Source organism: Corynebacterium nasicanis (assembly GCF_042658165.1).
GTDB lineage: Bacteria > Actinomycetota > Actinomycetes > Mycobacteriales > Mycobacteriaceae > Corynebacterium > Corynebacterium nasicanis.
This window is the reverse complement of the sequence record NZ_JBHSQE010000001.1, coordinates 660,393-679,612: the sequence shown is the minus strand read 5'-3', so window position 1 is coordinate 679,612 and position 19,220 is coordinate 660,393. Positions and strand designations below refer to the sequence as shown.

At 64.6% G+C, this 19,220-nt stretch carries 23 protein-coding genes, 1 tRNA gene and 1 riboswitch; of the genes, 13 read left to right on the top strand and 11 right to left on the bottom strand.

Going from position 1 to position 19,220, the window contains the following annotated elements; genetic code table 11:
- Positions 1 to 16 precede the first annotated feature (16 nt).
- On the top strand, positions 17 to 424 hold the full coding sequence (acpS, locus tag ACFPUZ_RS03355; RefSeq protein ID WP_376999858.1) for a holo-ACP synthase AcpS: 408 nt from the start codon (positions 17 to 19) through the stop codon (positions 422 to 424).
- On the opposite strand, the gene ACFPUZ_RS03350 is transcribed toward acpS, so the two are convergent.
- Genes ACFPUZ_RS03350 through bcp form a run of 5 tightly spaced genes read right to left on the bottom strand, consistent with a single transcriptional unit; the run spans position 406 to position 2,441 of the window.
- Positions 406 to 528 (bottom strand): hypothetical protein, encoded by a 123-nt coding sequence (locus ACFPUZ_RS03350; RefSeq protein ID WP_376999857.1) that lies wholly within the window; start codon positions 526 to 528, stop codon positions 406 to 408. The genes acpS and ACFPUZ_RS03350 overlap by 19 nt on opposite strands.
- A 32-nt stretch (positions 529 to 560) precedes the next feature.
- Entirely contained in the window at positions 561 to 860 is a 300-nt protein-coding gene (locus ACFPUZ_RS03345) for a transcriptional regulator (protein ID WP_376999855.1), read from the bottom strand.
- On the bottom strand, positions 857 to 1,282 hold the full coding sequence (locus ACFPUZ_RS03340) for a hypothetical protein (protein ID WP_376999853.1): 426 nt from the start codon (positions 1,280 to 1,282) through the stop codon (positions 857 to 859). Before ACFPUZ_RS03340 ends, ACFPUZ_RS03345 begins: the two co-directional genes overlap by 4 nt.
- A gap of 50 nt (positions 1,283 to 1,332) precedes the next feature.
- A complete protein-coding gene (locus tag ACFPUZ_RS03335; RefSeq protein WP_376999851.1) occupies positions 1,333 to 1,965 on the bottom strand; it encodes a TetR/AcrR family transcriptional regulator in 633 nt (210 codons plus the stop codon).
- A complete protein-coding gene (gene bcp / locus ACFPUZ_RS03330; protein WP_376999849.1) occupies positions 1,965 to 2,441 on the bottom strand; it encodes a thioredoxin-dependent thiol peroxidase in 477 nt (158 codons plus the stop codon). The genes ACFPUZ_RS03335 and bcp overlap by 1 nt, the downstream gene beginning before the upstream one ends.
- An 88-nt stretch (positions 2,442 to 2,529) precedes the next feature.
- On the opposite strand from bcp, the gene ACFPUZ_RS03325 reads away from it, so the two are divergent.
- Both ACFPUZ_RS03325 and ACFPUZ_RS03320 read left to right on the top strand, forming a co-directional pair.
- Entirely contained in the window at positions 2,530 to 2,808 is a 279-nt protein-coding gene (locus tag ACFPUZ_RS03325; protein WP_376999847.1) for a DUF3618 domain-containing protein, read from the top strand.
- 4 nt (positions 2,809 to 2,812) lie between these two features.
- Complete coding sequence (locus ACFPUZ_RS03320) at positions 2,813 to 3,412, top strand: DUF305 domain-containing protein (RefSeq protein ID WP_376999845.1); 600 nt, start codon at positions 2,813 to 2,815, stop codon at positions 3,410 to 3,412.
- Here the strand turns inward: ACFPUZ_RS03320 and ACFPUZ_RS03315 are convergent.
- The 3 genes from ACFPUZ_RS03315 to ACFPUZ_RS03305 all read right to left on the bottom strand — a co-directional run bounded on the left by ACFPUZ_RS03315 (position 3,409) and on the right by ACFPUZ_RS03305 (position 5,713).
- Positions 3,409 to 4,545: an HNH endonuclease signature motif containing protein gene (locus ACFPUZ_RS03315; RefSeq protein WP_376999843.1), complete on the bottom strand. Its 1,137-nt coding sequence runs from the start codon at positions 4,543 to 4,545 to the stop codon at positions 3,409 to 3,411. The two genes, ACFPUZ_RS03320 and ACFPUZ_RS03315, sit on opposite strands and share 4 nt — an antisense overlap.
- A gap of 111 nt (positions 4,546 to 4,656) precedes the next feature.
- A complete protein-coding gene (locus ACFPUZ_RS03310; RefSeq protein ID WP_376999841.1) occupies positions 4,657 to 5,154 on the bottom strand; it encodes a SixA phosphatase family protein in 498 nt (165 codons plus the stop codon).
- Positions 5,155 to 5,158: 4 nt separating this feature from the next.
- Positions 5,159 to 5,713 carry a nicotinamidase gene (locus ACFPUZ_RS03305; RefSeq protein ID WP_376999839.1) on the bottom strand — a complete coding sequence of 185 codons (555 nt, stop codon included), beginning with the start codon at positions 5,711 to 5,713 and terminating at the stop codon, positions 5,159 to 5,161.
- A gap of 50 nt (positions 5,714 to 5,763) precedes the next feature.
- Between ACFPUZ_RS03305 and ACFPUZ_RS03300 the strand changes: the two genes are divergently transcribed.
- From ACFPUZ_RS03300 to ACFPUZ_RS03285, 4 genes are read left to right on the top strand one after another with little or no spacing between them, the layout of a single operon-like run.
- On the top strand, positions 5,764 to 7,014 hold the full coding sequence (locus ACFPUZ_RS03300) for a glutaminase (RefSeq protein ID WP_376999837.1): 1,251 nt from the start codon (positions 5,764 to 5,766) through the stop codon (positions 7,012 to 7,014).
- Positions 7,014 to 7,289: a hypothetical protein gene (locus ACFPUZ_RS03295; RefSeq protein WP_376999835.1), complete on the top strand. Its 276-nt coding sequence runs from the start codon at positions 7,014 to 7,016 to the stop codon at positions 7,287 to 7,289. The genes ACFPUZ_RS03300 and ACFPUZ_RS03295 overlap by 1 nt, the downstream gene beginning before the upstream one ends.
- Positions 7,289 to 7,579 (top strand): hypothetical protein, encoded by a 291-nt coding sequence (locus ACFPUZ_RS03290; protein WP_376999833.1) that lies wholly within the window; start codon positions 7,289 to 7,291, stop codon positions 7,577 to 7,579. The genes ACFPUZ_RS03295 and ACFPUZ_RS03290 overlap by 1 nt, the downstream gene beginning before the upstream one ends.
- On the top strand, positions 7,576 to 8,238 hold the full coding sequence (locus tag ACFPUZ_RS03285) for a hypothetical protein (protein ID WP_376999831.1): 663 nt from the start codon (positions 7,576 to 7,578) through the stop codon (positions 8,236 to 8,238). Before ACFPUZ_RS03290 ends, ACFPUZ_RS03285 begins: the two co-directional genes overlap by 4 nt.
- A gap of 41 nt (positions 8,239 to 8,279) precedes the next feature.
- Here ACFPUZ_RS03285 and ACFPUZ_RS03280 read toward each other — a convergent pair.
- Positions 8,280 to 8,355: transfer RNA gene (locus ACFPUZ_RS03280), tRNA-Lys, on the bottom strand.
- A 266-nt stretch (positions 8,356 to 8,621) separates the two neighbouring features.
- On the opposite strand from ACFPUZ_RS03280, the gene ACFPUZ_RS03275 reads away from it, so the two are divergent.
- Positions 8,622 to 9,767: a L,D-transpeptidase gene (locus ACFPUZ_RS03275; RefSeq protein WP_376999829.1), complete on the top strand. Its 1,146-nt coding sequence runs from the start codon at positions 8,622 to 8,624 to the stop codon at positions 9,765 to 9,767.
- Between the two features lie 4 nt (positions 9,768 to 9,771).
- Here the strand turns inward: ACFPUZ_RS03275 and ACFPUZ_RS03270 are convergent, their stop codons facing one another.
- Positions 9,772 to 10,644: an SDR family oxidoreductase gene (locus ACFPUZ_RS03270; RefSeq protein WP_376999827.1), complete on the bottom strand. Its 873-nt coding sequence runs from the start codon at positions 10,642 to 10,644 to the stop codon at positions 9,772 to 9,774.
- A gap of 97 nt (positions 10,645 to 10,741) precedes the next feature.
- Positions 10,742 to 10,839: riboswitch (TPP riboswitch) on the top strand.
- 20 nt (positions 10,840 to 10,859) lie between these two features.
- Between ACFPUZ_RS03270 and ACFPUZ_RS03265 the strand changes: the two genes are divergently transcribed.
- The gene (locus ACFPUZ_RS03265; RefSeq protein ID WP_376999825.1) at positions 10,860 to 11,636 is read left to right on the top strand and encodes a 3-oxoacyl-ACP reductase; all 777 of its coding nucleotides are present in this window, start codon (positions 10,860 to 10,862) and stop codon (positions 11,634 to 11,636) included.
- 3 nt (positions 11,637 to 11,639) lie between these two features.
- Positions 11,640 to 12,932: an LLM class flavin-dependent oxidoreductase gene (locus ACFPUZ_RS03260; protein ID WP_376999823.1), complete on the top strand. Its 1,293-nt coding sequence runs from the start codon at positions 11,640 to 11,642 to the stop codon at positions 12,930 to 12,932.
- Between the two features lie 270 nt (positions 12,933 to 13,202).
- On the opposite strand, the gene ACFPUZ_RS03255 is transcribed toward ACFPUZ_RS03260, so the two are convergent.
- Positions 13,203 to 14,240 (bottom strand): tyrosine-type recombinase/integrase, encoded by a 1,038-nt coding sequence (locus ACFPUZ_RS03255; protein WP_376999821.1) that lies wholly within the window; start codon positions 14,238 to 14,240, stop codon positions 13,203 to 13,205.
- Between the two features lie 608 nt (positions 14,241 to 14,848).
- Here ACFPUZ_RS03255 and ACFPUZ_RS03250 point away from each other — a divergent pair.
- The 3 genes from ACFPUZ_RS03250 to ACFPUZ_RS03240 all read left to right on the top strand — a co-directional run bounded on the left by ACFPUZ_RS03250 (position 14,849) and on the right by ACFPUZ_RS03240 (position 18,626).
- Positions 14,849 to 15,115: a helix-turn-helix transcriptional regulator gene (locus ACFPUZ_RS03250; RefSeq protein ID WP_376999819.1), complete on the top strand. Its 267-nt coding sequence runs from the start codon at positions 14,849 to 14,851 to the stop codon at positions 15,113 to 15,115.
- A gap of 365 nt (positions 15,116 to 15,480) precedes the next feature.
- On the top strand, positions 15,481 to 18,330 hold the full coding sequence (locus ACFPUZ_RS03245; RefSeq protein ID WP_376999817.1) for a hypothetical protein: 2,850 nt from the start codon (positions 15,481 to 15,483) through the stop codon (positions 18,328 to 18,330).
- A complete protein-coding gene (locus ACFPUZ_RS03240; protein WP_376999815.1) occupies positions 18,327 to 18,626 on the top strand; it encodes a DCL family protein in 300 nt (99 codons plus the stop codon). Before ACFPUZ_RS03245 ends, ACFPUZ_RS03240 begins: the two co-directional genes overlap by 4 nt.
- Positions 18,627 to 19,220: the final 594 nt, after the last annotated feature.

The window sequence follows — 19,220 nt, the reverse complement described above, 5'->3', positions numbered from 1 at the left end:
AGGCACAATGGTGCACATGCAGCACATCGGTGTCGACATCGTGCACATCCCCGGGTTCCGGGAGCAGCTGGAGCGGCCCGGCTCGCGTTTCGAGGACGTATTCACCGTCCTCGAGCTGCGGGTCGCGGCGCGGAAGCCGGATCGGGCGGAGCACCTGGCGGGGCGCTGGGCGGCGAAGGAGGCCTTCATCAAGGCCTGGTCGCAGGCGATCTACGGAAAGCCGCCGGTGCTCAGCCCCGACCTGGTGGACTTCCAGGACATAGAAATCCACCCGGACCGGTGGGGCCGGGTGGGCGTCGAGAAGCGGGGGGAGGTCGCGCGCGCCCTGGCCGAGAGCCTCGGGACGGTGACGACGAGCCTGTCGATCAGCCACGACGGCGACTACGCCATCGCGACCTGCCTGCTCTACTCGTCCTCGGACTGATCGTCGGCGGGCGGGTTCTCGGCGACCTTGTGGTCGTCGTGCGGGTGCTGCGGCGGGGCCTCGGAGTCGGCGATGGGTGTGGGGTCCTGGGGGTCGCTGTTCATGGTGTCATTCTACGCGACGCATGTGATGGCTGTCACTGAAATTCCGCAATGGCGCGCAGCGCCGCCAGATGCTCCTGCCAGGCCCGCTGCCCCTGTTTCGTCAGGGCCAGCCGGGTCTGCGGTCGCTTACCGACGAAAGACTTCTTCACCTGCACCAACCCCAGCTCTTCCAGCGCCGAAGAATGCTTGGACAGGGTGGGGTCGGTGGTCTGCAGGTACTCGCGGGCGTCCTTGAAGGTGATCTCGGTGACGCCGGCGAGCGTGGCCATGAGGGAGAAGCGCAGGGGGTTGGTGAATGCCGGATTGAGCTGGGTGCGGGGGTGCTCCCTCACGACTTCTTCACCGCAACGATCTCCCACAGGGGGCCGAGGATGGCCAGCGACATGAACGCGGCGGACAGGGCGATACCGTGGCCGAGCGTGAAGTGGCTGTTGAGGACCGAGACGATGAGCCAGGCGACCACCCACACGGCGATCATGATGGACCACCGGGAGTTGAAACCGCGCCGGACGGGCGGGGAGATCGTCGAGGTGACGGCGGTGAAGGTGACACCGATGAGGATCCACAGGCCGCCAGCCATCCAGGCGGGGAAGGGGGAGGTGTCGGTGACATTGGCGTAGGCCACGCCGAGGGCGGTGATGGCGCCACCGGCGCACAGGGCGATGTAGCAGAGCCAGGCGAGGGAGAAGCTGGCGGCGCGGCGGCTGGTCGCCTCGGCGTGGTCGAGGAGTTCGCGGGCTTCGGAGGTGTTCATGCCCTCAGTGTAGGAAACTACTTTCCACTTTGGCAAGAGCTTTCCTCGATCTAGCTGGTGGCGACGGCGAAGAGGTACGCCACGAGCATCCGCTTGATCTCATTGACGATGATCTCGAAATGATCCGCATCCTCCGCATCACGGATCGCAAAATTGAGCAGCGACGACACCGTGTGCACCAGCAGAGCCGCCAGCTGGTAGCGCTCCTGATGGGTGGAATCCGCCGCCAGGGGGGCCACCACCTCCGAGATGATGTCCAGCATCTGCTTCTCGGTGGCGGCCGCCGTCGCGCGCGTCGCCGGGGTCGACTGGACGGCGTGCCAGACGGCTCGTCGAGAAGGATCCTCCCGCCACAGACGGGCGAGGTGGTCGATGAACTCGTCGAGAATGTCGGGCCACTGCGGCGCCGGCACCCGACCGGAGAACTTCTGCAGCTCCGCGACGTTCTCCGCGGTGTCCACCCGATCCAGTTCGCAGATGAGGACGTACTTGTTGGCGAAGAACTGGTACAGCGTCCCGATGGGCACCTCGGCGCGCCGCGCCACCTCGTCGAAGGTGAAGGACTCGAAGCCGACGTCGACGAGCACGCTACGCGCCGCCGCGAGAATACGGTTGAATCGCTCGCGGCTGCGGGCCTGGGCCGGTCGTCGACGGGGGACGAGCAGGCCGTCGTCGTCGCTCATCAGGCGGCGGCGACCTCTCGGAGGATGCGCGCCACATGCCCGGAGGCGCGGACGTTGTAACGGGCCAGGCCGATGGTGCCGTCCGGCTCGACGAGGAAGGTGGAGCGGATCACGCCCTGCACGGTCTTGCCGTAGTTCTGCTTCTCGCCGAACGCGCCCCACGCGGTCATGACCCGCTTATCGACGTCACTGAGCAGCGTGAAGTTCAGCCCGTGATCCGCCCGGAACTCCGCCAGCTTCTCCGGCTTGTCGGGGGAGATGCCGAGGACGATGACGCCGAGATCGTTGAGCTCCGCGAGCGAATCCCGGAAATCGCAGGCCTGCGTCGTGCAGCCCGGGGTGTTGGCGCGTGGGTAGAAGTAGATGAGCACACGCTGGCCGGCGAAATCCTGCAGCGAGACCTCCCGGCCGGTGTCGTCGGGCAGGGTGAAGTCGGGGGCGGGATCACCTTCGGCAAGACGTGAGGAAACAGTCATGTCCCACACCATACCGCCCTGCACCCACAGATCGCGTTACACTACTCTGAAGTAGAACAGATGACCTTCGACTAACCGGGAGTTCCACGTGGCACGAGACATCAACGATATCCAGCGAGACATCGAGCGCACCCGTCGCCAGCTGGCCAGCACCCTCGACGAGCTGGCCACCCGCACCAAGCCGCAGAACCTCGCCGCCGACGCGCAGCGTGAGGCTCAGGCCAAGCTGCAGGACCCGCAGGTGCAGAAGGTGCTCGCCGGTGTCGGCCTGGCTGTCGTCGGTCTGGTGACTCTCGTCGTGCTGCGCAACCGCAAGCGCACCAAGGATCTGCGCGAGATCCAGCGCCTCCTCGCCGGCCAGTCTTAAATCCATGCGTCGACCGCTTATCGACGCCGCCGTCCTCCTCACCGCCGCCCTCCTGGTCGGCGCGTGCTCCCCGGCGCCGTCGACCCCCGCCGACTCCGAGCAGATGGTCTCAGAGCGCACCGCGGCCATGCCCGCCGAGGCCAACGACACCGACGTCCATTTCCTCGGGATGATGGTCCCGCACCACCAGCAGGCCATCGACATGGCGGAGGTCCTCCTCGCCTCGACTGTCGACGACCCGGAGGTCCGCGACCTCGCCGAACGCATCCGCGACGGCCAGCAGCGCGAGAACGAGCAGATGAACGCCTGGGCCGACGAGTGGGGCATCGACGCGGACATGACGATGCACTCCCGGCACATCGCCAACGGCATGGTCTCGCCCGGGGTCTTTGATTCCTACGCGGCCCTGGAGGGCGAGGAGCTGCGCACCCGCTTCCTCGAGCTCATGCACTTCCACCACGCCGAGGTCATCGCCATGACCCGCGATCAGGTGGACAACGGCGGATACGCTCCGCTGCAGGAGATGGCAGCGGAGATGGTCGAGGTGCAGACCGCCGAGATGCGCGAGATGGAGCACATGTACGGGGGCGTGCCGACGCCTTAGGCGTTGTTGAGGAGCCCCATGGCGGAGAGTTTCCGGATGGGGTGGATGTTGGCCCTCGGTGGCCCACCATCAGGTGGGTGATGCAGCACCCCACCCGGGTGGCGTTCCAGGCGTCCGTGGCGGGGCGGGGCGTCGGGGTCATCATCGTTACGCGCGTTGTGCACCTTGCAGGCCATCGACATGTTCTTGATGTTGGTCTCCCCGCCCTCCTTCCAGGCCTCCAGGTGATGCACCTGGCAGAAATCCGCCGCCGTCGTACACCCCGGCACCGGGCAGAGGATCGTCTCCGCGGCCAGGAGCATGCGCTGCTTGAAAGTGGCACTGCGTTGGTCCCGGTAGAGATCGACCGGGCCTTCGACCGGGTCGTAGATCCCGACGAACCCGTGGGTGGCCATCTCATGGGCCACCAGTTCTGCTCCGGTGATGGTGGTGCCATCGGTAAGCCCGAAGACCGTGTCATCACCCTCACGGCGCAACACCTTCGCGTAGTCGGGTACGGCCATGACGACATGCGGGGCCAAGGGCTGGTTGGCGGCCTTCCCGGTGCTGCCCATGAGGTGGGTGTAGAGGGCGTCGGCCATGGCCTGCTCGTGGCTTAGTCCCTTATCCGCTGCCCGCAATGCAGAAGCCGTCGGTGTGAGGTAGGAGAGCATGGCCGAGATTTCCCGTTCGGGGCGGGTGACGGTGAAGGTCCGCATGCCGTGGCCGTCGGTGTTCTTGCCCCCGCGTAGGGCGCGTTTGCCGTAGGCCTTCGCTGCGGCGTCCTTGACCGTGCGGTTGAGGTCGCGGACCTTCGTGGCTGCGGCCCGGTCGATCTCCGCGACGGTGCCGCGTAAACCGCACAGCTGCACGCGGAGTTCCTCCACCGTCACCGAGGCACCCCGGAGGAGGGAGCGGAGGTGTTTTTCGATGACGATCACCGCGTCCAACGACAACTCAGCGGCCGCCACCCGTGCGGCCTGCTGGAGCTTCTTGTACCTCGTTGCCCCGTAGTAGGTGACAGCCAGCTTCTCCCACAACAACGCATCCCGCACCCCGAGGGCATCGAGCTGCGCGCGGGTGACCGCCTGGGAGGAAAGGTCCTCCAGGACGGTCATGGCCCTAAGGGCTGCCAGCGCGTCGAGGGTGTTCATGCCCCGGACACTAAACCGGAAACACGCAGGCGTCGAGAAGCACGCACCGCAGCCTGTGGACAACTACCCGTTATCCACAGAAACGCCGATATCTGCCGCCCTACCGTTTGCCTAACCCCGCGGAACCACGTAGTGCTCGAGCCGGCACGAGCCGGGTGCCAGCTCGGCCCACGGACCGGGGACGGCGAGGACGGCGAGGGCGCTGGTGGGGAATTTGGTGTCGATACCCTGCCATCCGGGGTTGTCGTCGCGCACCGCCAGTTCGCGCACGGCTTCCTCCACCCCGGGCCAGTGGGCGAGAACCAGCGCCGTCCCCACGGTCTCGGGAAGGGGGCGCAGCAGCCGCAGGACGTCCTCGGTCGTGCCGCCGTAGAGGCCGTCGTGGAAGCTCACCTTGCCGGCGCTGATGCCGGTGCGTTCCAAGGTCAGGCGCGTGCGCGTCGAGGTCGAGCTGAGGACGCGGTCAATGTCGCCGATGTGCTCTGCCAGCCACTCGCCGGCGGCCCGGGCATCGCGCCGCCCCCGCTTGTTCAGTGGGCGCTGGTGGTCGGGCAGCGGTTCCTTCCAGGAGGACTTCGCGTGGCGCATGATGATCAGGCGGTGGCTCATGCCCTCAGCTTAACTGCGCACCGGCCGCCACGAGCTCCTGCAGAGCGGCCTCGCCGCGGGCCTCGTCGACGGGCGCGCACAGGTCGGTGAGCACCCGCACCTCGAAGCCTTCCTCGAGGGCGTCGAGCACCGTGGCGCGCACGCAGTGGTCGGTGGCGATGCCCACGACGTCGAGCTTGTCCACCCCGCGCTCCCGCAGCCACTCCGCCAGCCCGACGCCGTCGGCGGCGCCCTCGAAACCGGAGTAGGCGGCGGAGTACTCGCCCTTACGGAAGAAGGCCTCAATGAGCGGGGCCCGCACGCCGGGGTGCAGGGCCGCCCCCTCCGAGGCGGCGACGCAGTGCACGGGCCAGGTGTCGAGGTAGTCGGGCTCCGCGGAGAAGTGGGTGCCGGGGTCGATGTGCCAGTCCTGGGTGGCCACGGTGTGGGCGTAGCGCGCGGACTGGGTGTCCTGGTGCGCGCCGATGAGCTGGGCGACCTCGGCTCCCCGTTGCGTGGCCAGGGAGCCGCCGGGGCAGAAGTCGTTCTGGACGTCGACAATGAGGAGTGCGGTCTTCATGGCCTCAGCTTAGGCGCCCGCCCCGGGGGCCGACCGGTAGGCTCGGGCGCATGAAAATGCCGATCCCGGAGTATCTCGAGGAGATTCTCGAGCACGTGGCCGACGACGACGGGGGCGAGGTCGCCGACTACATCCCCGAGCTGGGCGAGGCCGATCCCGACCGCCTGGCCATCGCCCTGTGCACCGCGTCCGGGCATGTGTATTCGGCGGGCCCCGACGCGGAGGTGGAGTACACGATCCAGTCGATCTCCAAGCCCTTCGTCTTCGCCCTGGCCCTGCAGGAGCTGGGCCCGGAGGCGGTGCTCGACGTCGTCGGCCTCGAGCCTTCCGGGGAGGCCTTCAACGAGCTCTCCCTCGACGCCAACGACAAGCGCCCGGTCAACCCGATGATCAACGCGGGTGCCATCGCGGTCAACCAGCTCATCAACGGGGAGGATTCGAGCGTGGCGGATCGCGTCGAGAAGATCCGTGACCTCTTCTCCCGCCTCGCCGGCCGGGAACTGCACATCGACGCCGAGCTCTCCGCTTCCGAGCTGGCCGGCGCGGACCGCAACCTCTCCATCGCGCACATGCTGCGCAGCTACGACATCATCCGGGATGACGCCCATGACGCCGTCCTGTCCTACACCCACCAGTGTTCGACGCTGGTGACCACGCGGGACCTGTCCGTCATGTCCGCCACCCTCGCCAACGGCGGTGTCCAGCCGGTGACGGGGGAGCGGATCCTCAACCCGGAGGCCTGCCGCCTCACCCTTGCCGTCATGAGTTCCGCCGGCATGTATGACGGCGCGGGCCGGTGGATGGCCGGGGTGGGCATCCCCGCGAAGTCGGGCGTGGCGGGTGGGCTCATCGGGACGCTGCCGGGTCAGCTGGGTATCGCGACGTTCTCCCCGCGCCTGGACTCGCAGGGCAACTCCGTGCGGGGAGTGAAGATCTTCGAGCACCTCTCCCGCGACATGGGCCTGCACCTCATGTCCTCCGACCAGCATTCCGTCCCGGGCGTGCGCTCCATCACCCGCGACGGCGACCAGACGATCATCCGCCTGCAGGGCACCATCAACTTCACCGCCGCGGAGAACATCCTCCACCAGTTGACCACCCACACCCTCGGCGGCAGCGAGCTGGTTCTCGACGTCTCCCGCGTCACCTCCTTCAACCGCATGGGCCGCCGCATGGTCAAGGAGGGCCTGCGACGCCTGCGCGAGGGTGGTTTCGACTGCGCCATCTACGACCCGGAGGGTGTGGTCACCGATCTCGAATTCTCCGACGGCACCCACGCCGACACGGTGGACGCCGTCTGATGGCCTGGCTCGTTTTCGGAGTGGCCTTCGTCGTGGTCGTGGCGGTGTTCGCCGTCGCTCCGCGCTTCGCCGGCGGCGGGCGCGGTTTCCCCTGGTTCTGGGTGGTCTTCCCCGTGACGGCGCTGGCCGTCGGTTCGACGCTCATGTTCTGGGCGGATTTCGGGCCGCAGGTCATGGACTTCTTCGTGTGGAACCTCACCACCACGGCCTGGCCGATTGTGGCGCTGCTCGGCGCGGCGCTGTCCGTGTGGACCTGGCGGACAGGGCGGCGCTGATGGTCATCTCCCTGTTGTTCGCCCTGCTCATCGTCGTCATGGTCGCCACGACCGCTTATCGACGCCCCTCCCCCTGGTTCTGGGTCGCCTTCCCCGTCACCTGTCTGTCGATCGGCTTTCTCCTGCACCGTTTCGTGCCCCTGACTCCGCTGTCCAGCCTCGACGGCGCGGCGGTGATCTACGAGATCGCCCCCGGCGTTCCCTGGCTGACGATCAGCGCCGCGGTCGCGGCGGTGCTGGGAGCGCTCGCCTCGGTGTGGACCTGGCGCCGGGGTAGTGTCGAAGGATGATTCAGGCGGTATCTTTCGGGCTGTTGGATTCCCTCAACGCCCTGCTCATCGGCGTCATCGTCGCCCTCGGCGTCATGTTGCCCCGCAACGCTGCTTATCGACGCATCGTCACCCTCCTCATCCTCGGCGACTGGTTCGGCGTCTTCCTGCTCTCCGTGATCACCATGGTCGTCTTCGACGGCCTGGGCGACCTCGTGCAGAAGGCCCTGGACTCCCCGGTCTTCGGCATCCTGCTCATCGCCACGGGCGTGCTCACCCTCGTGGGCACGGTGCGCAGCAACGGCAGCGGCGATTCCCCCCTCGTCCGCCGGATCCTCGCGCCCCTGCAGGCGCCCTCCGCGAAAACAGTCCTCGTGGGTTTCATCCTGGGCCTCGCCCAGTCCGCCACCTCCATTCCCTTCTTCACCGGCCTGGCCTTCCTCTCGGCGGGGGACTACCACGCGGCGATCCGCTACGTCGGCCTCGTCGTCTACGCCAGCCTCGCGCTCAGCCTGCCGACCCTCTCGGCGGTGTTCGTCGGCCTGGTCCGCGCCTACCCCTACTCGGTGTTCGGGCGGGCCTTCGAGTGGATGCGCAACAACCGCGAGCTGGTGGTCAAACTCGCCGGCTACATCGTCGCCGTGGCGCTGACCGCCTTCGGTATCGTGGCACTGGTGTAGGCAAAGAAGTACCCCCGCCGGGGGTACCGGCGGGGGTGATATGGTGCGCCATCAGGGACTCGAACCCCGAACCCACTGATTAAGAGTCAGTTGCTCTACCAATTGAGCTAATGGCGCTGGTGTTTTCCTTCTGGACCCTGTGTGTCGGGCTGTCCGGGCAACGAAGAAAAATATAACAGGCTATCGTGCAACCTACAAAATCGCCTGGTCATCTGGCGTTTATCTGAGTGTTGCCACACTGTGATGTGTCGGATTCGAGACATGTGTGCGGGGGGAAGTAGTGTGGCGGTAGTTTACGGTGTCTAAGTAACACCGCCGGAAGAGTTCAGAGGTTGCACGTGTCGTTGTTGATTGCCCCCCGTCGTTGGGGTGCCGTGTTGGTCATGGCTGCTGCAGTGGCGTCGGGGACGCTGACGGCGTGCACGATTGAACGGGCGTCGATAAGCGAGACGGTCGAGGCGGAGGAGTCGCAGGCTCCGCAGCCGATGAAGGTGTCCGTCAAGGACGGCGCGAAGGAGGTCGATCCTTCCGAGCCGGTGACCGTGACCTCGCCCGAGGGGCTGAAGAAGGTCACCATGACCAACCAGGACGGCAAGGTCGTGGAGTCGGAGCTGGCCAAGGACCAGAAGTCGTGGAAGACGACGGAGGTGCTGGGCTACAACCGGACGTACACGATTCTCGCGGAGGACCGGGCGGGGCAGAAGACGACCACGGTGTTCCACACGCCGAGTCCGCTGGCGACCGCCGGGGTGGCCCTGGCTCCCCTCGAAGGCGCGGTGGTGGGTGTCGCGCAGACCATCACGATGCGTTTCGGCACCGCCATCCAGGACCGGCAGGCCGCGCAGGACGCCATCACGATCACTACGTCACCGCAGGTGGAGGGCGCTTTCTACTGGCTGAACAACTCGGAGCTGCGCTGGCGGCCGGCGGAGTTCTGGGAACCGGGCACGAAGGTGACGGTCGAGGCGGATCTCTACGGCACGGACCTCGGGGGCGGCACCTACGGTTCCCAGGACAATGCGATGAGTTTCAGCATCGGCGATGAGGTGCGCACCATCGTCGACGACGCCACCAAAACCATGACCGTCTACCGCAACGGCGAGGCCCTGCGCACCATCCCGGTCTCCCTGGGCCGCGACACCGCACGCTGGGCCACCCCCAACGGCACGTACATCATCGGCGACCAGCTGGAGTCGATGGTCATGGACTCGATGTCCTACGGGCTGGCCTATGACCAGGGCGGCTACAAGACGCCGGTGTCGTACGCGACGCAGATGTCCTGGTCGGGCATCTACGTCCACGGCGCCCCCTGGTCGGTGGGCGATCAGGGCTACCGCAACGTCTCCCACGGCTGCATCAACGTGACCAACGAGGCCGCGCAGTGGTTCCAGAACACCGTCAAGCGCGGGGACCCGGTCCTCGTACAGAACACCGTCGGCGGGACCCTCTCGGGCTATGACGGCCTGGGCGACTGGAACATCCCGTGGGAGACGTGGAAGAAGGGCAACGTCTCCGGCCAGCAGAGCTAGCAGGTCAGGGCGTCGGCGTACCGCCGGTGACGCCCAGGGTCTCACCCATGACGAAGGACGCCTCATCCGAGGCGAGGAACACGAACGCCCCCGCCAGCTCCGCCGGCTGACCGGCGCGCCCGAGCGGCGTGTGCTGGCCGAACTCGTCGATCTTCTCCGGCGGCTGCCCGTGGGAGGGCTGCAGCGGCGTCCACACCGGCCCCGGGGCCACGGCGTTGACGCGGATCCCCTCCGGCGCCAGCTGCTCGGCCAACCCCTTGGACAGGTTGTTCTGCGCGGCCTTCGTCAGCGCGTAGTCGAGCAGGTGCGGGGAGGGCTGGTACGCCTGGATCGACGAGGTGAAGATGATCGCCGAGCCCGGCTCCAGGTGGGGGAGCGCCGCCTTGGTGACGCGGAAGGAGGAGTAGATGTTGGACTTCATGGTGGCGTCGAAATCCTCGTCCGGGATGTTCCCGATCCCGTCGTGCCAGATCTGGCGCGAGGCATTGTTGACCAGGATGTCCAGGCCGCCGAAGGCCGCGACCGTGTCGGCGACGATCTTCTCGCACTGCTCCAGCTCGCACAGGTCGCCAGGTAGCGCCAGGGCCCGCTGGCCTGCGTCCTCGATGGCCTGGATGATCTTCTGCGCGTCGATCTCCTCCTCCGGCAGATAGGAGATGGCGACATCGGCGCCCTCCCGCGCGTAGGCGATGGCGACGGCCGCGCCGATGCCGGAATCGCCGCCGGTGATGAGCGCCCGGCGGCCCTGCAGGCGGCCGCTGCCGCGGTAGGTCTCGAGGCCGAGGTCGGCCTTCGGTTCCAGCTTCGCGTCCAGGCCCGGGTGGGGCTGGGTCTGCTGCGGCGGGTCGATGGTGGGGTAGAGGGTGCGGGGGTCCATGTCGAAGTACCTTTCATTAGCGTGCGTGCATCTGATCTGTTTCCGAGGGTACGGAAATGCGCGGCCGGGCGCCGCCGGACGTTTGCTAAGGTGGCGGACACGTGACACGGGGTGCCGCCCGCAAGGCAGCTGAGAACATACCCGTCGAACCTGATCCAGTTAGCACTGGCGAAGGGAATGTCCCTCCTTCGCCTTTTCCTGTGAAAGGCACCCACATGAGCATCAACGCAACCCCCCTCAACGAGCAGATCGTCCTGGTCACCGGCGGCGCCCGCGGCCTGGGCAAGGCCGTCACCGAGGCCTTCCTCCGGGAGGGGGCCAAGGTCGTGGTGAACTACTTCTCCTCGGCGGAGGCGGCGGAGGCGATCGTCGAGAAGCATCCCGGCCGCGCGGTGGCCATCCAGGCCGACGTGCGCGACCGCGCACAGGTCGACGCCCTGTTCGCCCAGGCACGCGAGCTTTTCGACGCCCCCGTCACCACCGTCGTCTCCAACGCCCTCATCGACTTCTCCTTCGACGGCGACGCCCGCCCCAAGGCCGAGGACATCGCCTACGAGCGTTTCGAGTCCCAGTTCTCCGGCGCCGTCCAGGGCACCCTCAACGTCACGCAGGCAGCGCTGGCCGGTTTCGACGAATTCGGCTCGGGCCGGATCATCACCATCGGCACCAACCTCTTCCAGTACCCCGTCGTGCCCTACCACGACTACACCGCCGCCAAGGCCGCCCTCCTTTCCCTCACCCGCACCCTGGCCGCCGACCTCGGCCCGCGCGGCGTGACCGTCAACATGCTCTCCGGCGGCCTGCTGCGCAAGACGGACGCCTCCGCCGCCACCCCGGACGAGGTCTTCGACTTCATCGCCGCCGGCACCCCGCTGCAGTCCGTGACCACCCCCGAGGAATTCGCCGACGCGATCCTCTTCTTCGCCTCCCCGTGGGCGCGGTCTGTCACCGGCCAGAACCTGGTCGTCGACGGCGGTCTGGTCAAGGACTGATCCGTGCACCTCAACCTCTTCGCCTTCGCCGCCGGGCACCACACCTCCGCGTGGCGGGCCGCCGACTCCTCGGTGGGTCGCCTCGGGGACATCACGTACTGGGAGGAGCTGGCGCAGATCGCCGAGCGCGGCAAGCTCGACGCCTTCTTTCTTGCCGACGGCCAGTCCGCGGCCATCGGCGGCGTCGGCGGCGGGCCGGCCTGGTTCCTGGAACCCGTGACCACCCTCACCGCCCTGGCGCGCGCCACCTCGCGGATCGGGCTGGTCACCACCATCTCCGCCACTTTCTGGCCGCCCTTCCACGCCGCCCGCCTCATGGCCAGCCTCGACCACATCTCCGGCGGCCGCGCCGGGATCAACGTGGTCACCTCCATGGGCGACGACGAAGCCCGCAACCACGGCATGGACGCCCTCCCGCCGCACGCCGAGCGCTACGCGCGCGCCGACGAATTCATCCGGGTGCTGGGCCAGCTGTGGGACTCCTTCCCGGCCGACGCCGTGGTGTGCGAGGTCTCCTGGGCGGATGCCTCCCGCCTATCGACGCCCTCCCACTCCGGCGACTACTTCTCCGTCGCCGGTCCGCTCAACATCCCGGCCGGCCCCCAGGGCCGCCCCGTCCTCTTCCAGGCCGGGGCCTCCGAACCGGGCCGCGACCTGGCCGCGACGTACGCCGAGGGGATCTACGCCGTGGCCTGGGACCTGGAGATGGCGCAGGAGTACCGCCTTGATGTGCGCCGCCGCGCTGAGTCGCTGGGACGGGACCCGGATTCGCTCGTGGTCATGCCGGGCCTGGTCACCTACGTCGGCCGTACCGAGGAGGAGGCCCGGGAGAAGCAGCGCGCGCTGAACGAGCTGCTGCCTGTCGAGGACGCGCTGCGTGGACTGGAGTACTTCATCCAGCAGGACACCTCCGGGTGGGACCTCGATGCGCCGGTGCCGGAGTTGCCGCCGCTGGAGGAGTTCACCGGGCCGAAGGGGCGCTACGCCACCATCCTGCGGATCATCGAATCGACGCAGCCCACCGTGCGTGAACTGCTGGGTTACCTCGCCGCCGGCGGCGGGCACGCCACCTTCGTGGGCACTCCCGAGCAGATCGCCGACGAGATGCAGCGCTGGGTTGCCGAGGGCGGGGCGGACGGCTTCAACCTCATGCCGCCCGCGCTGCCCGCGGGTATCGAGGACTTCGTCGACCTGGTCATCCCCGTCCTGCAGGAACGCGGGCTGTTCCGGACGGAGTACGCGGGGACGACGCTGCGGGAGCACCTGGGAGGCGCCCGTCGAGCTGACATCGGCTGAGCGTTTCCCCAGGAGGGGGCTGATCTCGAGGGTTGAGGTCAGCCCGGCGGTCGGACGGCCCCATGCGAAATGCCCTCCCGCTTCACATGAAGCGGGAGGGCATTTCTCTGCGGGGTGGCTGACGGGGCTCGAACCCGCGACACCCAGGATCGTGGTTAGTCTAGCCGGTGTACTTCAGAGTGCCCCAGGTGGCAGGGGTGTAGTCGCTGCTAGAGGATGGAATTGAGCAGCTCCGTCCCCGCCGTTGACCACACTGGAGCGCACAGGAGCTCACTCAACTACACGCAACTTGCGCGTAGTTTTGCGTGTAGTCCCCTGCACTGGCTCATCACCGCCAAGGACAGGTCCTGCCGATGCCGCGATACCGTCGATGTTGGTCAGGTCGGTGTATGCCTGACGGTTGATCTCCTCGGTGTGGCCGAAGAACGCCGCTCTTTGCGATGTCGACAGCACGCCCTTGGTGAGTTCGTTGAGGGTGGTCCTCCAGAGGTGTGTGCGGGCGTGCTCTAGGAGAGGAATTTCCAGTTCCCTGGACCAGGCGGTGTAAGACGCGGCGACGCACTTCCTACAGTTACCGTCCTCCCAGGCCGTTGTCGGGTCAATGGGGCTGCCGATGAGGTGTAGATCGTCATCCTTGTCGGGCTTACGTTCGCGGAAGAACTGATTGATCCGAGGGTCGAGGATGGGGATGCGACGAGGTCGGTCAGTCTTGGACTCAGCGACGCTGATGTTGAGAACACCGTCGTCGTCGACATCGACATCAGACCACTTGGCGCAATTGGCCTCCGAGACGCGAAGGCCGGTGCCTGCCTGTAGCAAGGTCAGTGCAACGACACGGTCGTGCTTCGCCCGCGACGACGGTCTGGGCCTTGCCTTGCCGGTGGTCCACGGTGGCGACTCGATGGTGGTGTCCAGCTCAAGTAGATATGTGACCAGGCGCTCGCGCTCGTCGCCGGTGAGGGCTTGGCCCCCGCGCTTGGGGGTCTGACGCTTTAGGGCTATGGAGTCGAGGTCGATGGTCATACCGCTCAGCGGATTCCCGTCGATCACTTCGTCTCGGATCAGCTGTTGGAGAACGTAGCGAGAGAGCACCGTCCGAGAGCTGATGGCGCTCGCCTTGCCATGGAGACGTGAGATGTCTTGAAGAGTGCTTTCAAGAGTTCTGAATCTCGTCGCGTCTGCGATTGAGTAGCCCGTGAAGCGATCTTTGAGATGACCGACACCGATCAGGTATCGACGACGGGACGTGTTCTCCAGCGGAGCTCGTTCGATCGCAGGGATGGTGACCTGAGTGATGTAGTCGGTCATAGGAGAGCGGGGCGACCAGGCTGCGTGTCCGTTGGTCTGAAGCAGCTCAGCAGCAGTCTCCTTGGCTCGGCGACGGGCCTCACCGATGGTGGAGCCCTGGGACTGTCGCCTCAGGAGACGGCCGTCGCGGAGCCTGACGGACCAGGTGAGTCGAATCTTCCCGTCAGGGAGGGTGGTGGGTCGAACGCGGTCAATGGAGTGCTCTCCAGGAGCGAGTCGGGTACGGGCTGCTGCTTGTGGGGCCATGTTTAAAGTGTAGTCCGTTCACGGGTTCGAGAGGGGTGCTAGTGGTGCCCTTGTGTGCTAGAATGTGCGCAGGTGCAAATCGCACCTGAGTGCACGTCCGTGGACGCCGACGGATGAGATTTTTCTGAATAGACCCCCATGTGGCGGTGGGTGGTCCTGGTGGAGGACGTCGCCACCTGACATATGCAGTGGGTCCGTGACGGGGGTAGCCCCGAGCCTCACCAGCTCGAATTGAGAAAAGCATCCCCGGTGGTGTGGGGATGCGCTGCAGGAGGACTGGCAGCCGCCTGCGGACTATTTAGGCCAGCGCCATTCCGGCGACAGATCGTGATCGGCAGGTCACGCACCTGGAAAATTAGTGCATGCACTCCCGAAAGAATTCGGGAGAGTTTGTCATGCCTTCCAACGGCATTACTTCTACTGTTCTGCCACCAGAGCTGCAGGAATTTCGTAGTCTGTCCACGACCGAGGCCGCTGAGATCGTCGGCTTGGCCCCACGCACTCTTGAGAACTTGCGTGGACGGGGCGAGGGGCCCCGCTGGCTCAAGCTGGGTAGGGCTGTCGGTTACCGCTTGGTCGATGTCATCGCCTGGCGCGACGCTCACCTCGTGGGTGGTGCGTCAGCATGACCCAGGAAAACGAAAACCCTCAGGTGGGAGACCTGAGGGCTGTTGATCCGGATGGCGGTGGATCTGGCATCGCTGATACCACATTGGTATCAACAGATATTGCTCAGATGATCGAGGATACTGCCGTCGCTGCCGCGACCACCGGTTGGACATCAACCGTGATCCGGGACGGTGTCCGAGGCGATGGACCGGTCTTTCAGGTGCTCGTGAGAAGTCGCCGACGACCCACGAAACCGGCACCTGAATCTGACGTAGGAACACCCGAGTCACACGAACAAAATTTTTGCTCGTGTGATTGCCCCCCTCCCGAAGGGTGTGTTTCAACAGGTCAGGGGGTAGACTACTCGGTACGGTCACAAGCCCCTATGGGGAACCCCGTATTACGACCGTGCGACCGTGCCTCATCCGTCAATGCCCTCGCGGTCGCTGAGGGTGTTGAAACGGATGTCTCCGGCGACGTTGGTGGTCGCTCCGCAGCGGTTGTGGGTATCGACAGCGGAAATAGCCTGCTGGGGTTTCGGGACCTGCCGTCGATGAAGGCGATGGGTACCGGTCGCGATGGGTTGATCGTCGGCTTCGATACCGAGTTCTTCTACCCGGATGGTGAGCAAGGGGCTCGGGAGATCCTCTCGTATCAGTTTGCGGTGGTCGATGTCCGCGACGACGAGCAGATGGTTGAGGTGGTGATCTTGCCTGTCGAGGGTGAGCGGATCACCTTGCACACCGCGTTGTGGACGGTCGTGGTGGAGGCGGGACTTTATGAGTCACCGCTGGTGCCTGACACCGTGACTGCACGGGGCGTGCGGCTGCGTGATTTCTGGTCCCATGAGGACGAAGTCGATTTCTACCAGCAGTACGGTGGTCATCCTGACTTCGCTCGTGCGCATCGAGATGCCGTGCGGGATGCTCTTGTGGGGTCCGGTGGGCGGGTACCGATTACGCTGGTCGCTCACATGGGTAGCGCTGACTTGACAGCGTTCAAGCATTCGCGTTATCAGGTCGATCACATGCGGAAGCTTACCTCTGCGGCTGGAGGGCTGGTTACGCTGATGCCTTTCAGGTTGATTCGGTCTGACCAGTCGCGGTGGTGGTGGACATGGATCACGCTCACCATTCGTGACACGATGGCGCATTCCCCTGACGGTCATCAGTCTCTTAGAGCGCTGGGTGAGGCATGTGGTGTGGAGAAACGGGACGTGCCTGATGAGATGCTTTCTCGAATGGATGTCTACCGACGCGATCACTTCACCGACTTCCTCGAGTACGGTATCAACGACTCCGTCATTGTCGTTGAGTACATGGCCCGGATGTGGGGCGAGGCTGCTGTACCGCCGATTACGCTGGGTGGTGGTGCTGCTCGTGCGATGGTGGAGACTGGGAAGGGGTACCTGTGTCTGACAAGTTCCAAGGATTTCCGGCGCGTGTTTTCCGGGCTGGTCAACGAGGATGTCGGTGTGGAGCCTGTCGAGGAAGGTGACAAGTTGAGCTTTTACGCTAAGCGTCGGCGAGTGCCCGTTGACGGTGCTGCTGCTCAGCTCATGGCTGCTTTTGCCTCTGCCTACCACGGTGGGCTCAACAGTTGTCCGGTTCCTGGTTACTACGAAACGCGGACGATTGATGTGGACGCGCAGAATGCCTACCCGACAGCGATGTCCATCGTCGAGGATCTCGACTTCGAGACCGGGTGTATCGAGGACGTTATCCATGAAAGGGAACTGACCTTTGACGATGTTCCGAGTCCGGTGTCGCCTGTCGTTGCTTTCGTGTCCTTCGAGTTCCCTGATGATGTCCGGTATCCGTGTATTCCTGTCTACACCGACAACACGCTGATCTATGCCCGTAACAGTGAGGGTATTGCTGGTACCTGGGTGACGGGGCCTGAGCTGTGGTTGGCGCTGGCGATGGGTGCCCGCGTCTTTGCACAGATCGGTTTCCTTGGGCGAAGACTGAAAGGTCCTGACGACGGTCGCTCGCTCACGCTGCGTCATGGGGTGCGGTCGCTGATCGATGACCGCAACAGGGCGAAGGAGATTCACGGCAAGGGCAGTCTGGAGGAGCGGACTCTCAAGACCGCGGTGCTGACGATCTACGGGAAGACAGCCCAGGACGTGGCGGCACAGCGTGCCTGGAATGCGTTGGCGCAGGAAATGGACGCTGTGGGTGGTAGTGCAATCACCTCTCCGTATCACGCGGCGATGACCACTGCTCTGGTCCGGGCGCAGTTGCATGCCACCATGCAGCAGCTCCATGAGCGTGGCTACACGACGTACAGCGTTACAACCGACGGATTTATCACTGACGCGACTCTCGAGGTTGTCGAGGGGTTGGATCTCTACGGTCTTGCTGATCATCTGCGCGAAGCGCGTGAGTTCCTGGCCACTGATCCGAGCGTGTGGGAGGTCAAGCACGAGCAGGATACTCTTCTCAATTTTGTGACTCGTGGGAATGTCACTATCGATGAGACCGGGGTGTGCGCTCACGCTGGTCTGAAATTCGGTGGTGTCGATCCTGACAGTTACGAGGATCGTGAGCTGCTCATTGAGACAGTGGTTACTCGTGAAGGTCGTGTTCAGAATAACTACACGGGATTTTCGACTTTCAAGGAATTGAGCCGTGTTGAACAGCGAAAAGACTTCGGTGTTCGCGAGGTCCGCCGCACCGTTTCCTTGGACTATGACCTCAAGCGACGTCCTGTGATGCCTACGATGACGCCTGTTACCGTGACAATCTCCGACGGGACGAAGTGGGGGGTTACCAACTTTGAGACCGAACCGTGGGACAGGGTGGAGGATGCAATCAGGGGTCGAACCATTGCCCGAGGGATTGCGAAGTCGGGATGTCTGAGGACGGTGGCTGAGTGGAAGTCGTGGGAGGTAAAGAATACTTATGGAAAGGGCCGGCGGATTGTCACACCGCAGCGGGCTGTTTTGATGAGCATTGTCATGGCGCATCGACAGGGCGTGGTCAATATTCCCACCCTTTCCGATACAAACCTGACTGTAGCTGAGCGGCTGGAGTGGTTGTCGGAATGGGGACTCGGAACGGTGTCTCGGGGTGATTGGGACAATGCGCGTCGCCCTGAGCGTGCCGCTCAGATGTTGCCTTTGGATGTCCTCGAGCCCTATCTGACGAGAATGCGTGAAATGCAGTCCGGAGATCATCCTGATGATGATGACCGACTTCCCTATGATTTGTCTGCAGGGGCGGGAGAATGACCTACGTTGTCGGTGGTATTACGTTCCGTACGAAGAACGATGTTCGCGAGCACGCCAGGAAGGTCTTGAATAGCGCAGTCCTCGGTGAGGAATTAACGGGTGGGGAGGCTTCATTCGTTGGTGACCTGTTTCGTGCCCATCCAAACTACGCGGCCAAGAGAGGAAATGGTGTCCACTTTTTCTATGTCGGTGTTATTCCCGCTTGGGAGACTAGGAACTTTCTCCTGTATCGGTTGGATGGGACATTCGACAACTTCAGCATCAAGAAGTGTGTCGGCAACATGAGTTCTGACTAACACCCGCCCCCAACACCCACCAACGACCATGTCGTCGTCGGTGGGTGTTCTTATGTGGCCGGTACCGGTTTGGTACCGGTCTGTAATTGGCTTCTTTGTGGTTGAGTATTGGCCACCTAACCATCTGTCCGATAGCGGCTTGTTTGTGGTTGCTTTGCGGTCTCGTATTGGTTAGTTCTTTGTGGTGCAATTCGCGTTGTCTCTTAGCGGTGCCGTACCGGTCTTCTATCGGTCAACTACCGGTCACCTAACCATCTGTCCGATAGCGGCTTGTTTGTGGTTCCTTAGCGGTCTCGTATTGGTTAGTTCCTTGTGGTGTAATTCGCGTTGTCTCTTAGCGGTGCCGTACCGGTCTTCTATCGGTCAACTGGATTGAGCCCGGAACGCATCGGTTCCTCATTTAACGGAAGCGGGTTGTTGTCGGGTGTGTCCGTGGTCGTCGACAAGCCTGTTGGACGGCGTGATGGACTTGGGTGAGCTCGTCCTCTGTCCCGCCTGCCGAGGTGGTCATGACCGACCCCGATTATCCCGAGAGACTAATTTATTGATTAAGCAGCCGCCTCATAAGGAGTCGTGACGCAGCTGAGGTCCTGT

Coding starts and splice junctions, on each gene's coding strand:
- ACFPUZ_RS03250 (WP_376999819.1), top strand. CDS start 14,849: ATGCACTCCCGAAAGAATTCGGGAGAGTTTGTCATGCCTTCCAACGGC.
- ACFPUZ_RS03335 (WP_376999851.1), bottom strand. CDS start 1,965: ATGAGCGACGACGACGGCCTGCTCGTCCCCCGTCGACGACCGGCCCAG.
- ACFPUZ_RS03285 (WP_376999831.1), top strand. CDS start 7,576: ATGATTCAGGCGGTATCTTTCGGGCTGTTGGATTCCCTCAACGCCCTG.
- ACFPUZ_RS03315 (WP_376999843.1), bottom strand. CDS start 4,545: ATGAACACCCTCGACGCGCTGGCAGCCCTTAGGGCCATGACCGTCCTG.
- ACFPUZ_RS03265 (WP_376999825.1), top strand. CDS start 10,860: ATGAGCATCAACGCAACCCCCCTCAACGAGCAGATCGTCCTGGTCACC.
- ACFPUZ_RS03340 (WP_376999853.1), bottom strand. CDS start 1,282: ATGAACACCTCCGAAGCCCGCGAACTCCTCGACCACGCCGAGGCGACC.
- ACFPUZ_RS03350 (WP_376999857.1), bottom strand. CDS start 528: ATGAACAGCGACCCCCAGGACCCCACACCCATCGCCGACTCCGAGGCC.
- ACFPUZ_RS03245 (WP_376999817.1), top strand. CDS start 15,481: ATGGGGAACCCCGTATTACGACCGTGCGACCGTGCCTCATCCGTCAAT.
- ACFPUZ_RS03320 (WP_376999845.1), top strand. CDS start 2,813: ATGCGTCGACCGCTTATCGACGCCGCCGTCCTCCTCACCGCCGCCCTC.
- acpS (WP_376999858.1), top strand. CDS start 17: ATGCAGCACATCGGTGTCGACATCGTGCACATCCCCGGGTTCCGGGAG.
- ACFPUZ_RS03240 (WP_376999815.1), top strand. CDS start 18,327: ATGACCTACGTTGTCGGTGGTATTACGTTCCGTACGAAGAACGATGTT.
- bcp (WP_376999849.1), bottom strand. CDS start 2,441: ATGACTGTTTCCTCACGTCTTGCCGAAGGTGATCCCGCCCCCGACTTC.
- ACFPUZ_RS03270 (WP_376999827.1), bottom strand. CDS start 10,644: ATGGACCCCCGCACCCTCTACCCCACCATCGACCCGCCGCAGCAGACC.
- ACFPUZ_RS03300 (WP_376999837.1), top strand. CDS start 5,764: ATGAAAATGCCGATCCCGGAGTATCTCGAGGAGATTCTCGAGCACGTG.
- ACFPUZ_RS03255 (WP_376999821.1), bottom strand. CDS start 14,240: ATGACCGACTACATCACTCAGGTCACCATCCCTGCGATCGAACGAGCT.
- ACFPUZ_RS03310 (WP_376999841.1), bottom strand. CDS start 5,154: ATGAGCCACCGCCTGATCATCATGCGCCACGCGAAGTCCTCCTGGAAG.
- ACFPUZ_RS03295 (WP_376999835.1), top strand. CDS start 7,014: ATGGCCTGGCTCGTTTTCGGAGTGGCCTTCGTCGTGGTCGTGGCGGTG.
- ACFPUZ_RS03275 (WP_376999829.1), top strand. CDS start 8,622: ATGGCTGCTGCAGTGGCGTCGGGGACGCTGACGGCGTGCACGATTGAA.
- ACFPUZ_RS03290 (WP_376999833.1), top strand. CDS start 7,289: ATGGTCATCTCCCTGTTGTTCGCCCTGCTCATCGTCGTCATGGTCGCC.
- ACFPUZ_RS03305 (WP_376999839.1), bottom strand. CDS start 5,713: ATGAAGACCGCACTCCTCATTGTCGACGTCCAGAACGACTTCTGCCCC.